This window comes from Lysinibacillus sp. PWR01, from assembly GCF_043359455.1.
Classification (GTDB): Bacteria; Bacillota; Bacilli; order Bacillales_A; family Planococcaceae; genus Lysinibacillus; species Lysinibacillus fusiformis_F.
The window spans coordinates 139,182-152,044 of record NZ_JBHERJ010000096.1 but is presented as its reverse complement, the minus strand read 5'-3'; the positions used below and the strand labels follow the sequence as shown (position 1 = coordinate 152,044).

Annotated in this window: 14 protein-coding genes; 8 read left to right on the top strand and 6 right to left on the bottom strand. The window is 35.8% G+C overall.

Annotated elements, in window-relative coordinates:
• Nucleotides 1-65 precede the first annotated feature (65 nt).
• Complete coding sequence (locus ACEVFT_RS22955) at nt 66-443, top strand: cytidine deaminase family protein (RefSeq protein WP_393951424.1); 378 nt, start codon at nt 66-68, stop codon at nt 441-443.
• A 262-nt stretch (nt 444-705) separates the two neighbouring features.
• Here the strand turns inward: ACEVFT_RS22955 and ACEVFT_RS22950 are convergent, their stop codons facing one another.
• A complete protein-coding gene (locus ACEVFT_RS22950) occupies nt 706-1,872 on the bottom strand; it encodes an MFS transporter (RefSeq protein WP_393951423.1) in 1,167 nt (388 codons plus the stop codon).
• A gap of 21 nt (nt 1,873-1,893) precedes the next feature.
• Nucleotides 1,894-2,712, bottom strand: a complete 819-nt coding sequence (locus ACEVFT_RS22945) for a MerR family transcriptional regulator (RefSeq protein WP_393951422.1) — start codon at nt 2,710-2,712, stop codon at nt 1,894-1,896.
• Nucleotides 2,713-3,156: 444 nt separating this feature from the next.
• Here ACEVFT_RS22945 and ACEVFT_RS22940 point away from each other — a divergent pair, with 444 nt between their 5' ends.
• From ACEVFT_RS22940 to ACEVFT_RS22920, 5 genes are all read left to right on the top strand, one after another.
• Nucleotides 3,157-3,612, top strand: coding sequence for a hypothetical protein (locus ACEVFT_RS22940; protein ID WP_393951421.1), 456 nt, complete (start codon nt 3,157-3,159; stop codon nt 3,610-3,612).
• A gap of 64 nt (nt 3,613-3,676) precedes the next feature.
• On the top strand, nt 3,677-3,940 hold the full coding sequence (locus ACEVFT_RS22935; RefSeq protein WP_342443452.1) for a hypothetical protein: 264 nt from the start codon (nt 3,677-3,679) through the stop codon (nt 3,938-3,940).
• 173 nt (nt 3,941-4,113) lie between these two features.
• A complete protein-coding gene (locus ACEVFT_RS22930; RefSeq protein ID WP_393951420.1) occupies nt 4,114-4,623 on the top strand; it encodes a MepB family protein in 510 nt (169 codons plus the stop codon).
• A gap of 140 nt (nt 4,624-4,763) precedes the next feature.
• On the top strand, nt 4,764-5,528 hold the full coding sequence (locus ACEVFT_RS22925; protein ID WP_393951419.1) for a class I SAM-dependent methyltransferase: 765 nt from the start codon (nt 4,764-4,766) through the stop codon (nt 5,526-5,528).
• Nucleotides 5,529-6,288: 760 nt separating this feature from the next.
• The gene (locus tag ACEVFT_RS22920) at nt 6,289-7,455 is read left to right on the top strand and encodes an IS256 family transposase (RefSeq protein WP_393951418.1); all 1,167 of its coding nucleotides are present in this window, start codon (nt 6,289-6,291) and stop codon (nt 7,453-7,455) included.
• 287 nt (nt 7,456-7,742) lie between these two features.
• On the opposite strand, the gene ACEVFT_RS22915 is transcribed toward ACEVFT_RS22920, so the two are convergent.
• The 4 genes from ACEVFT_RS22915 to ACEVFT_RS22900 all read right to left on the bottom strand — a co-directional run bounded on the left by ACEVFT_RS22915 (nt 7,743) and on the right by ACEVFT_RS22900 (nt 10,266).
• Complete coding sequence (locus ACEVFT_RS22915; RefSeq protein ID WP_393951417.1) at nt 7,743-8,390, bottom strand: pentapeptide repeat-containing protein; 648 nt, start codon at nt 8,388-8,390, stop codon at nt 7,743-7,745.
• Nucleotides 8,391-8,465: 75 nt separating this feature from the next.
• Entirely contained in the window at nt 8,466-9,401 is a 936-nt protein-coding gene (locus ACEVFT_RS22910) for a bile acid:sodium symporter family protein (RefSeq protein WP_393951416.1), read from the bottom strand.
• A 99-nt stretch (nt 9,402-9,500) separates the two neighbouring features.
• Nucleotides 9,501-9,692: a hypothetical protein gene (locus tag ACEVFT_RS22905; RefSeq protein ID WP_393951415.1), complete on the bottom strand. Its 192-nt coding sequence runs from the start codon at nt 9,690-9,692 to the stop codon at nt 9,501-9,503.
• A gap of 40 nt (nt 9,693-9,732) precedes the next feature.
• A complete protein-coding gene (locus ACEVFT_RS22900; protein ID WP_393951413.1) occupies nt 9,733-10,266 on the bottom strand; it encodes an HXXEE domain-containing protein in 534 nt (177 codons plus the stop codon).
• A 132-nt stretch (nt 10,267-10,398) separates the two neighbouring features.
• Between ACEVFT_RS22900 and ACEVFT_RS22895 the strand changes: the two genes are divergently transcribed.
• Complete coding sequence (locus tag ACEVFT_RS22895; protein ID WP_393951412.1) at nt 10,399-10,650, top strand: hypothetical protein; 252 nt, start codon at nt 10,399-10,401, stop codon at nt 10,648-10,650.
• A 282-nt stretch (nt 10,651-10,932) separates the two neighbouring features.
• Nucleotides 10,933-12,705, top strand: a complete 1,773-nt coding sequence (locus tag ACEVFT_RS22890; protein ID WP_393951411.1) for an oleate hydratase — start codon at nt 10,933-10,935, stop codon at nt 12,703-12,705.
• Nucleotides 12,706-12,863 lie beyond the last annotated feature (158 nt).

The window sequence follows — 12,863 nt, the reverse complement described above, 5'->3', positions numbered from 1 at the left end:
ACAGTAAGCTAGATCATCTAGTTAAATAGAAAATAAATAATTAGTTTAATAAGGGGATGGAAATGATGGAATTTGAAGAACTATACAATTTGGCAAAGAGTGTCCTAAATCCAAAACAAATTTCAAGAAATTCTTATGCTGGATCTGTTGCTGCTGCCATTTTATGCGAGAATGGTAAGGTATATAAAGGGGTGTGTATCGATACGCCTTGCTCTATGGGATTTTGTGCAGAGCACGCAGCCATAGCAGCGATGATTACGGATGGTGAAAGTAAAATAAAAAAAGTCATTGCAGTTTACAAGGATGGAACAATCATACCACCGTGCGGAAGATGTAGGGAGTTTATTTGTCAAATTCATGATGATAACTATCAATGTGAGGTCATGGTAGGAGAGAATACGATCTTGACTATAGGCGACTTACTTCCTATTCGTTGGGTATGAGAATGTTGATACAACGGAAGGCATTGATGAGGAGGCTGCCACAGGTACATCAAATGGCACACTGACCTATATCACCACGTATGAAATGATTTTAATCAAGAGTACATATTCCTGCAGGGACATAGTATGGGGAGACCCTCCATTATATTGACAAAAGGGAAGCTTTACTAAAGGTTGGCCTCATTCATTCCTAATTTGATTAGAAAAACTACCTTTATATTGAATAGGTCGATTTTCAATATAAAAGTAGAATTGGTGCTTTTTAATAGTTTACTTTCGTAGCAATAGGGGTTTTTTTGAATAGCAAAATAGCAAGAAATAAAGCGATGCTTACAGTACCAAAACCTACCCAATTCAAATTTAGGACAGAGGTATGGCCGATGACAAATCCGCCTAATGCCGAGCCCAGTGCAAAACCAAATTGGATAAAGGAAGTATTTATGCTTAGGGCAATGTCTGGATTTCGAGGTACCAGCGTGACAAGAAGGAGCTGTTGGGCAGGGGAAATACTCCATGTTGCTACCATAAAAATCATCAAAACCAAGATCAATACAAAGAGGTTGCTACCTGATAGTGCGAATAAGAGGAGTGTTGCTGCTTGTAACAGCAATCCAAACCAAATGGTGAATCGCGAACCCTTTGCATCTGCCAATTGTCCGCCCACTTTTGAACCAACGAAGCTGCAAATTCCCGCCAGAAATAGAATGCCACTAATTTCGGTCATAGAAAGAGTGGATGAGGCTTGCAAAAACGGCGTAATATAAGTAAATAGGGTAGCGTATCCACCGACATAAAATAAAGTAATAGCCAGGGCAGTTAGAATTTTTGAATCTTTTAAAATGAAGAGCTGCGACCTGAGGGTAACAGCTTCTTCCTCCTTGATGACTGGAACCTTTGTATAGATGATAAACAATGGCAAAATGGTTAATAAACCGATTAAAATAAATAAAACTCTCCATCCAAACATTTCACTAAAAAAGGTGCCAATTGGAACACCTAGCACGAGCGAACTGCTTAGGCCCATCAAAATAATACCAATAGCACGACCTCTTCGTTCTTTTTCAACTAGTCGCGTAGCTACTGCCATGGCTACCACTGTAGCGATTCCACCGCTAACCCCTTGAATAATTCGTATCCATAGTGCAAATTCATAAGAAGGGCTTATAAACATTAATCCGTTGCTGACAATGAACACACTAACGGTAGCCATGAGCAACTTTTTGCGATCCATATTTATCGTGAGCGCAATGAGAATTGGAGCGAAAATGGCTGCTGCAAGGGCAAATAAAGTCACCAATAACCCAGCTTCTGAAATCGTTACTCCAAAGTCCACAGCAATCATTTCAATCACGCCTGTAATAATGTATTCAACTGTTCCGATTAGAAAAACAACAAGCGATAACACATAGATAATCAGATTATTTTTCAACTCATTTCACTCTTCTTTCAGCTATCTATTTGTAATAGGTATTTGTATTTCCATTAATTGGACATTTTGTGTTGTAGATAATGGCAAATATATTTCTCTACCTGGTTCGTTTTCCTTGATCTGATAGTTATTTTTCACAATCCAGTTAGCTAAATCAACACAGGCTGTACAAGCAAAGTTAGAATCCGAACGAAAGGTCATTGTGGCCATCATTGACTCTGAAGGAAGCGTCCGTAGTTGAAATGTATCGGGGAATGATGGAAGCTCCTTGGTTAAAAAATACCCGACTTCAAATTCAAACTCGTCTTCTTTTTCCTCTATTTCTTTCCATAAAACGACCTGGGGACTTTGAGCCAAATGGCGCATTTCCTTTGTTAATAATTGATTAAATGTACGAAATAGGTCTGGAATATCTACTTCTCTCCCGCGTGCTTTCAATGATAGGAACTGCTGAGCACCTTCTGCCTTGATTCGAATTTCTTGATCTGATTCCACTTGTCCATCTCGTTCTAATAGTTGCATACGCTCTTCAATCCGTGCGAGCTTGGCTTGTTCTGTATCGATAATATGTTGGATTTCATTTTTCTTCAGCTTAAACATCCCTTGAATATCTTTTAACGTAATATCCTCATGGAGCAAACGTATAATTTGTGGCAAGGTGAACCCCAATTCCTTATAGAGAAAGATTCGGTTGAGCTCAAGTAGCTGGTCTGCTGAATAATATCGGTAGCAGGTGTCATCGTCCACCTTTCTCGGCTTTAATATGCCAATCTGATCATAATAGCGCAATGTTTTTAAGGATACTTTGCTTAGCCTGGAAAATTCACTGATTTTAAACAAAATATCACCTCCAATCTAATAACTTAATGTAAGTATATAGTTTCCAGTACAGGGGAAAGTCAAGTGTGTAAAAGAAACTTTTTAAACCACTTTAAGGAGCCTTCCTCCAATAAGCTGTAGTAAGGCTCTGTCACTAGTAGCCAATTTTGCAAAAAAAATTATGGTCCAAAAGAACCTCTCACCCTTAGTAGCGCACCGTTTTGGATCAATGTAAATCAATTAAACTACATTTTAAAAATCTTAAGTAATAGTGATGCCACAATGTTTCCCTATTTTTTTAACTTTTGTTATCAAACGATGGTTTGGGGGCTATATTTCATTCAATTAATGAAGCAGCATACTTTATTACAGCGAAGATAAATATTTGAAACAAATGAATGAACATTATATGATAAGATGGTTATTAATTACATTAAATGGTTTTACTACATATGGAGGGTATTTATGCATGATTTTTATTTAATAAAAAAGATCGAAACACAAGATGAAGAATTTTTTCAATATTTTTGGAGAGATAAAGAGCAATACAAAGATTTAATTGTTGAATACATTGGACTTGAAGACAACCTAGTTGAATATATTTTTGATTCACTTACATGGATTCCATGCAGGAACCCTAGCTTGCCTGGCATGCCTCAAGACATAGGCTTTCATAACATTGGCGTCACCCTATTTGAAGAACATTCGGCTCCTTGCCTTATTTCGATTTTTACTGCTTGGTGTGATTTATTAAAAAATGGTCCAGAGGAAATCCTCAAAATGATTTATTACCATGATTACTCTGAGGATGAATTACTGCGTTTCGATAGAGACTATGCGATAGCCAAATTTGAAAAAATGAGTTCTATATCTAAACAACTGTCTGAGGGCAATTATTATATCTATCACATGGGGATATGAAAATCACAAACTAATGTTACTTTGAGCAGTACCAAACACCGCTTCGGAAAGGTGATGTTGTTAATTGGAAAACAAAGAAATAATACTTAATATCTTAAATGAAATCAAAAATGGCCATATACCTGTTCATACAGATTACAATATTAATTTAGACATTTGGGCAGATCTTATTGAATATATGCATGATAGAACATATATTGCTGATGTTACAATTTATTGGTTTGGCGATGATGATACATATAACGATGAAAGAGTTCACTCTGTTGATCTAACTCAAGTCACAATGACAACTTTTGGAGAAAGATTTTTAACAGAAGAAATGAATTAAGTATACAAAATCAAAAAATGTAAGTTAGGGACACAATATAACAATCAAAACATTGGCATATCCATGTTTTGATTGTTATTCTTTGTTTCATTTATATACAGCTTTTTTAAATTACAGTAACAAGTTCGCAAATGATAGACTGGTATTCGTCGTATAAGATAGGGAGTAAAACTATGAATGAATTTAATAAAGCGTTAACATATGTAAATGAATTACTTTATGCACCTCATCATTTGACTATAAAAAACATCCAAGAGGAAACTCAAAATGCTGATTACGGGGCTGGGATGTTTCAGTTGGATTCGAAATCTGTTCGATTTAGAGTCGCAAAAATAACACCTACCAAGGTAGGACAGTTTGTTTCCTTTTGGGAAAAGGATGCAGCTAATAAAAATCAAGCATTCTCATATGAGAACGCCACTGATTTACTGGTAATAAACACTTTTCATAATAATGGGGATTTTGGCCAATTTGTATTTCCAAAAGAAGTTCTTTTACAACAAAACATCCTTAAAACGGCTAATACAAAGGGAAAAATGGCTATTAGAGTTTACCCTAGTTGGGATACGCCCATCAGCAAACAGGCAATCGCAACTAAAAAGTGGCAATCACCGTATTTTGTTAAAGTGGACGCTACTTCTCGTTTATCAATCCATGAGCTATTAAAATTATACGCCTTCTAAAATTAGGTATCTTTAACTGTGTCATTCAATCGGGCGCCATCCTGGAACATGGATAGGCGTCATTTTTATTTTAGGTGTCGAATACCATAACAAATATTAAAAGCTAATCAACGTTCTACAGAGGAGGCGTAATACTGAAGATGAATGAACAAAGCATAAAAAATAAAAAGGCGTGGGAATATCGAGCATATGAATTTTGGAATAAAAGCAACGGCACCCCTAAGGATTTGGCTATTCATATATTAGAAAACCCTAGCGCATGTCTTAAAAAGCACAAACAATACTTTGAACATATTGAAGGAAAGAAGATTGCCAATATTTGCGGTTCAAATGGCAGAAAAGCAGTACCATTAGCATTATTAGGTGCTGAAGTAACCGTATTTGATATTTCAGCAGAAAACCAAAAATATGCCTTAGAATTAGCAGAACATGCAAATACCTCTATTCATTATATTGTCACTGACATTGATGATATTGACTTAACAAAGTATAGAAGCCATTTTGACATGATTTATTTAGAAGGTGGCATATTACACTATTTTAATGATATTGATAAATTCATGTTGATTCTGTTTTCTTTACTAAAAGATGGTGGGGAAATGATTCTCAGTGATTTTCATCCCTTAAGAAGATGTATAGTTAAAGGGCCTAACGCTGAAATCCAATATCAAATCGAACAAGGTTATTTTGACCAAGAATTACAAAATGGAGACTTAGCGTATAAGCATTTCTTTGATGAGCATGAACAACAAGACTTTCCAGATGTATCTATACGGTTTTATACACTTAGTGAAATAATAAATGCTGTCATCACATCAGGTTTCAAATTAAAGAAATTTGATGAGCATCGTGGTTGGAAAAATGAAAATATCCCATGGGAATTTACGATTTTAGCTTTTAAATAAAGACAATCGAAAGTGAAGGATAAAACTGAAAAAGTAGCGGATAGAATTCTAAAAGTGAAGGATAGAACTAAAAAAGTAGCGGATAGAACGCTCAAAGTGAGGGATAGCCCACAAATAAAAGGATAGAATTCTAAAAGTGAAGGATAAAACTGAAAAAGTAGCGGATAGAACGCTTAAAGTAGAGGATACTCCCCAAATAGAAGTATAGAATTCTAAAAGTGCAGGATAGAACTGAAAAAGTAGCGGGTACTCAAAGTGAGGGGTACCCCTCAAATAGAAGGATAGAATTCTAAAAGTGCAGGATAGAACTGAAAAAGAAGCGGATAGAACGCTCAAAGTGAGGGATAGCCCTCAAATAGAAGGATAGAGTTCTAAAAGTGAAGGATAGAACCGGAAAAGTAGCGGATAGAACGCTCAAAGTGAGGGATAGCCCTCAAATAGAAGGATAGAATTCTAAAAGTGCAGGATACAATTAAAAAAGTAGCGGATAGAACGCTCAAAGTGAGGATAGCCCTCAAATAGAAGGATAGGATTCTAAAAGTGCAGGATAGAACTGAAAAAGTAGCGGATAGAACGCTTAAAGTAGAGGATACTCCTCAAATAGAAGGTTAGAACTGAAAAAATAGTGAGCGCTATCCGTGAATAAGGATAAGCGCTGATTAAGTCCATATAATTGTGTAAAAAGAAAAGGGGTCATTTTCTCTCCTCTTGGTTAGAATGTTTTCAACCACGAACACATTTTAAGAGAGGTAGATTAAAAATGACCCAATTACAGTTTAACCTAGACATGGATCTTTTAAAAGATTCCGTTATGAATTCCACTATTGATGCTGTTGTAAAGTCAGCTATTATTTTAGTCTTAAATGAATTTATGGAAAAAGAAAGAGATACCTTCCTTCATGCATCTGCCTATGAACGTTCTAATGAGCGTCGTGATTACCGTAACGGGTACTATGAACGTGAACTGACTATGAGTATTGGTAAGATAAAACTAAAAGTTCCTAGAACGCGTCATGGTGAATTTTCTCCTACTGTTTTTGACAAGTATGCACGTTGTGATCAGGCATTTGTTCTTTCTATGCTGGAGATGGTTATTAATGGCGTCTCTACACGAAAAGTCACACATATTGTAGAACAACTTTGCGGAGAATCCGTTTCTAAATCTTTTGTTTCTTCACTCACACAGAAACTGGATCCAATCGTGAACGAATGGGCAAATCGTCCATTAAACACCATGTATTATCCTTTTGTTTTTGTAGATGCCATGTACATAAAAGTACGTGAACATCAACGTGTCGTATCAAAAGCTGTTTATATCGCTACGGCCATTACGGAAGAAAATAAACGCGAAATTATCGGTTTAAGTGTGGATCATGTTGAAAGTTTTGATAGTTGGAGCTCTTTTTTTAAACAACTCAAATCACGTGGACTTCAATCACCTCAACTAGTGATTTCAGATGCTCATCAAGGGCTTCAAAAAGCGATACAGCGTGAATTTATCGGCACTGCTTGGCAAAGATGTAATGTGCATTTTAAACGAAATATTATCGAGAAGCTTCCTAAAAAAGACTCCGTTGATATCCGAATGATGATGAAGCGCATTTTTGAAGCCGTAACCCTTGAAGATATTCGAAAGTTTAAGGATGAATTAATGGACCAATTTGGAAATAATCCAAAGTACGAAAAAGCTCTTACTATCTTAGATGAAGGTTTCGAAGATACCATCCAATACATGAATTATCCAGCAGATATACGCTGTCATATTCGAAGTACAAATTCACTTGAACGATTAAATCAAGAAGTGCGTAGAAGAGAAAAGGTCATACGAATCTTTCCAAATACGCAGTCTGCCTTTAGATTGGTAGGTGCTATTTTAATGCAGTATCAAGAAACGATTTACTCAAAGAAAAAAGGTTTAACCAAATAGAACAAGTATTTTTCAACGTATCTTCCATTCATGGAGTATTCCACAAGCAGTAAAGGCTATCAAAGTGAAAAGAGCCTTTGACAGCCTTTACTGCCTGTGGAGATATAAACCCATGGAAGTTACGGGCAAAAAATGGTAGTGTTGTTAAATAGATAAACAAAATTTGGCTACACCAATCAAGAACTATGAATAAACGCTAGGTTGAAAACTTCTGTATAGAATTTTACACAATAATTAGGACTTGACTTAAGCGCTTCATTTTTTTCTTAAACTTTTAAGCACTTAAACTAGTATTTAACCTTCAAGCCTAGTAATGAAGCAAAACCTATCGCTTGTTCAGTAGAGACTTCACACCCATGTAAACTTTCTGGAGTGACTTGCAGTCTTTTAAATTGACATGTACTGATGTCTATTCCTTTTAACGAAGTTTGAGAGAAATCAACATCATGTAGATCACTTTCCTGAAACGCCACTTTATTGAGTAAACAATCATAAAAATTAGCACCTTGTAGGGAGGTGTTATCAAATAGTACTTGTTTGAAGCGCACTTCAGGGAAATTGCATAAGTTTGCAAGACAATTTTCAAATGAAACATTGCCGAGGTTTGCTTCAGTCAAATTCAACCCTAATAATTTACAGTTTTTAAAGGTCACTCTATGAATGATGCCTTCACTTAAATTGGAGTTAGATAAATCACAGTTTTCAAAAACGACATCCGTTAAATCAATTTTTTGAAAGGTACAATTGATGAATGTGACATTTTTAAAGATAACGTTAGAGACGATTAATCGTTCAACGTCCTCGTGATCCATGACCGTATCAGCAATCATGCAATTTGTTAAATAGGGTTCTTCATCATAAAAAATATCCTGAAAATTTGCCTTGTCAAGATTCGGAGGTATTTTTGGTGAGGTAAGTTGGAAATTGTATGACATATTAGCACACCCTTCAAATGTAAATAAAAGCTTTTCCTATTTAGTATAAGTGCAAATCTAAAATAAGAACACTGTCTATACAACGGTGCTTTTTGTCACCATCTTACTAAAAACGGAGGCTAGCACCTGTTGGAATAGCATACCGAACACAACAGGCATGGCGACTTTACCTGGAAAGTACGTTGTAGCCACGATGACACCGACGGCAATATTTCTCATGCCACCAGTAAAAACAAAGGTTGCCATTTGAGGGCCATCTTTTAACAGGTATCGACCAATGAGGTAAGCAAATAGATAGCCCGATATAGCAAGCAAGAACACTAAAAGCACCACGAATAAGAGATGCATGTTGATATCCTTTAAGTAGGGAGCAATCGCACTACTATTAATCAGTATAACTGCAAATAAACATAGCTTGGAAAAAGGAGCAAGCTTCTTACCGATTTTTTTGGGGATGGCTCCTTTTGAAAGTTCATTCACTAAAATACCTAAAATCGTAGGTAAGACAATCATCCACAGCAAGTTAAGAATCAGGGATGCCACATCCAACTCAATTTTTTCACCCGAAACGATATAGAGGATGAAGGGGAGGATGATGGGAGAAAGGAGTGTATCAATTAAAATAATCGATAAGCCTAACGGTAAGTTTCCTTTACAAATATTGATCCAAATAACACTCGTTACGCCTGTTGGGAGTGCAACCGCTAAGACAAAACCAACAGTCAACAAATGGTCATCGAACAAAACGGTGGACAAAAAATACGCCCATAAAGGCATCAAGAGATGAAGAAAAAGGATGGAGAATAAAATAAGTACTGGATGCTTCATGAAAATTTTTACATCTTTAAATTTCATATGTAAGCTTCCTGAAAATGTCATGAAGGCAAATAGCCAGGAGACGAGGAATAATAAATGATGTCCAATGCTTTCTAAGAAAACACCGATAATTAAACTTAATGGTGTCAGGATCGCAATGTATTTTTGGAGAAATACATTCAGTTTTTCTAACATACAAAGACCTTCTTTTTTTATCTGATTTTATCATATTATTATAATAGTAGGCGTATTTCCAGAAAAAAACGAAGGTCTATGTGAAGGAGATAAGACCAGCTAAGTATTTATCTGTTTTTTATCCGCTTCTTTCGTAAATGGAATCCATACAATGCCTACGATCAATAACATATTACCTGTCCACCTAACCCATAAATAATAAGGATGGTCTTTTAAAAAGTACAACGAGGCTAGGATAATCATCATCCCAATACCAATCATCAATTTTAAAAAAATCGGAATTTTTGCCATTCTATTTCCTCCTTTCTTTCTTTTCACGATGAACATGTATCTACACCACTCTTTTTCCTATCCAATGAGCAGTGAAGACTATGGGGAAAAATAGTATGCCAAAAGGAAGACTTATCAAAACGATAGGCCACGTAATGATGCCACTAGTAAACAAAGATTTAAATAAAATAATGCTATAGGGAATAATGATGATGGCTGATGTTATAGTTCCTGGTGTAACAGAACGAAATAAGAGCGATTGTCCAATATGGGTAAAAGCATGGATAAAGAAAACAAGTGTAACAGCTGTGAAAAAATAGATAGTAAAAGTGACTCCATTTAGGAAATAGTAGTTAGCCAGAATGGTAGAGAGACTGACAAACAAAAAGATAAATAACACAGCAACAGCAAATTGTGCTGTGGTCATTGAAAATTGTTTCACCACTTTATCGGCTATTTTTGGGGGTAATCTTTCATACAGCTTATGACGATTGTGATGTAACCATTTTTCTATCATAATAATTTCTTCAAAGTCATGGATAATAAATAAAATAGGAAACAACCAAATAAGTGTTTGAACATTCAACCATTCCATATACATACCTCTCTCCTTATCACTATGCTGAAAGTGACCCTGAAAATACCATTTTTATATAATATATGTTAATAATAACATATTGGAATTTAGCTAAGAATCATTATTATTAAGAAATCGAGGGATGAAGCGATGAGTGACATCGATAAACGTAATAGACTAAACGAGGAACCATTTACTTATCAAATGACCAAAAAGGGGACTGTCGTTATTTATTATGAAGGGAAGCAAATCAAAATCGTCAAGGAGAAAGAGGCTGAGCGTCTTCTAGCAAAAATTCAGGAAGTGAAAGGTCAGATAAAGGAAATCCAGTTATTGTTAGCTAAAATTACGGGTAATTTTAAACGAGGTAACGAGAAATTGGCTAAACATAAAAGATTATGAAGGTTAAAATGATTTATTGATATAATAATTATGCAAATCTAGTAGGAACCTGCTGTCTTTATTTTTCCTTTTTAAGGTAGAATTTATGGGGGTTAGTTCGGCGTTTTAATGTATTCTTCTCTTTTATAAAAATACAAACAGTTGTTATGTCCAATGAGAAGGGTAGGCTAATTGGCAGCCAAATTTCGAATTTGAATTTTTTGTTAATTATTAGCTCAATTTACCATTAGGCCGATGATCTGTGTTATTCTATATTAGAATAATAAATCGGGAGGCGGTAATATGTATTACAGCAATGGTAACTATGAAGCTTTCGCACGTCCTAAAAAACCTGAGGGGGTAGATGCAAAATCTGCTTATCTGATTGGTTCGGGACTAGCCTCGCTTTCAGCGGCATGTTTTTTAATTCGTGATGGCCAAATGAAAGGAGAGAATATTCATATTCTCGAAGAGTTGGATATTTCAGGAGGTAGTCTTGATGGCATACTTAATCCGACGAGAGGGTTTATTATTCGCGGTGGTCGTGAAATGGAAGATCATTTTGAATGCCTATGGGATTTATTCCGTTCCATTCCTTCGTTAGAAGTAGAAAATGCTTCGGTTTTAGATGAATTTTATTGGTTAAATAAAGAGGACCCTAACTATTCAAAATGTCGATTAATAAAGGATAGAGGACAAAGACTTGAGGATGATGGCAAGTTCACCTTATCAGACAAATCCTCAGAAGAAATGATTAAATTATTCTTTACCCCTGAGGAAAAATTAGAGGATAAAAAAATCACAGATGTTTTTTCAGAGGAATTTTTTGAATCGAACTTTTGGCTCTATTGGTCCACTATGTTTGCGTTTGAAAAATGGCATTCTGCGATGGAAATGCGTCGTTATATTATGCGCTTCATTCATCATATTGGCGGATTACCAGACTTATCCGCATTGAAATTTACAAAGTATAATCAGTATGAATCACTCGTGCTTCCTATGATTAAATACTTAGAAAGTCATGATGTTGATTTCCAATTTAATACGGTTGTAGAAAATGTATTGGTTGATAAGGTAGGAGACAAAAAAGTCGCTCATACATTGGTGTTAAGAAAAGATGGTGTGAAAAAGAATATTGAGCTAACAGAAAATGAGTTAGTGTTTGTGACAAATGGTAGTATTACGGAGAGCACAACCTACGGGGATAATAATACACCAGCCCCTATAAATAAAGAGTTAGGTGGCAGCTGGTCACTGTGGAAAAACATCGCTGCCCAAGGTGAAGAGTTTGGACGACCAGAAAAGTTCTGCGATAATCTTCCAGAAGAAAGCTGGTTTGTTTCAGCTACTCTTACGACATTAGACGATCGTGTGGCTCCTTATATTGAAAAAATCAGTAAAAGGGACCCATATGCTGGTAAGGTTGTAACAGGAGGGATTGTGACAGCTACCGATTCTAATTGGATGCTAAGCTATACATTGAATCGACAACCTCACTTTAAAAATCAACCAAAGGATCAATTAGTTGTTTGGATTTATGGCTTACTATCAAACAAACCAGGTGATTTTATTAAGAAAAGTATTACGGAATGTACAGGCATTGAGATTGCACAAGAGTGGTTATACCATATGGGTGTACCGGTGGATGAAATTCCAGACATTGCGCAAAATTCTTGTAATACCATTCCATGCTATATGCCTTACATCACCTCTTATTTCATGCCAAGAGCAATGGGTGATCGTCCACTAGTTGTGCCAGAAGGATCTGCTAACCTAGCCTTCATTGGCAACTTTAGTGAAACAGCAAGAGATACAGTCTTTACCACTGAATATTCAGTAAGAACGGCGATGGAGGCAGTCTATCAATTATTAACGATTGATCGTGGAGTGCCAGAAGTATTTGCATCTGCCTTTGATGTTCGCACGTTGTTAGCTTCAACGGCTCGTTTACTGGACGGTAAAAAACTCACAGATATTGATGCACCATTTATCTTAAAGCAAATCGGTAAATTGGGTATTCATAAAACAAAAGATACAATCATTTATGATTTACTGAAAGAAAGTAAATTAATCTAGTGTTTTAGCAGAAAAATAGACAAAGCCGTTTGAGGAGCTTTGTCTATTTTTTTTTATAGCCAATCTTTTACATAGGCAAGTATTCCGATAAACGCACCTAATCCCATGCCAATAAAGACAGGCACTACGAGGTTTGATTTCTTTTGTACTGTTTTCAT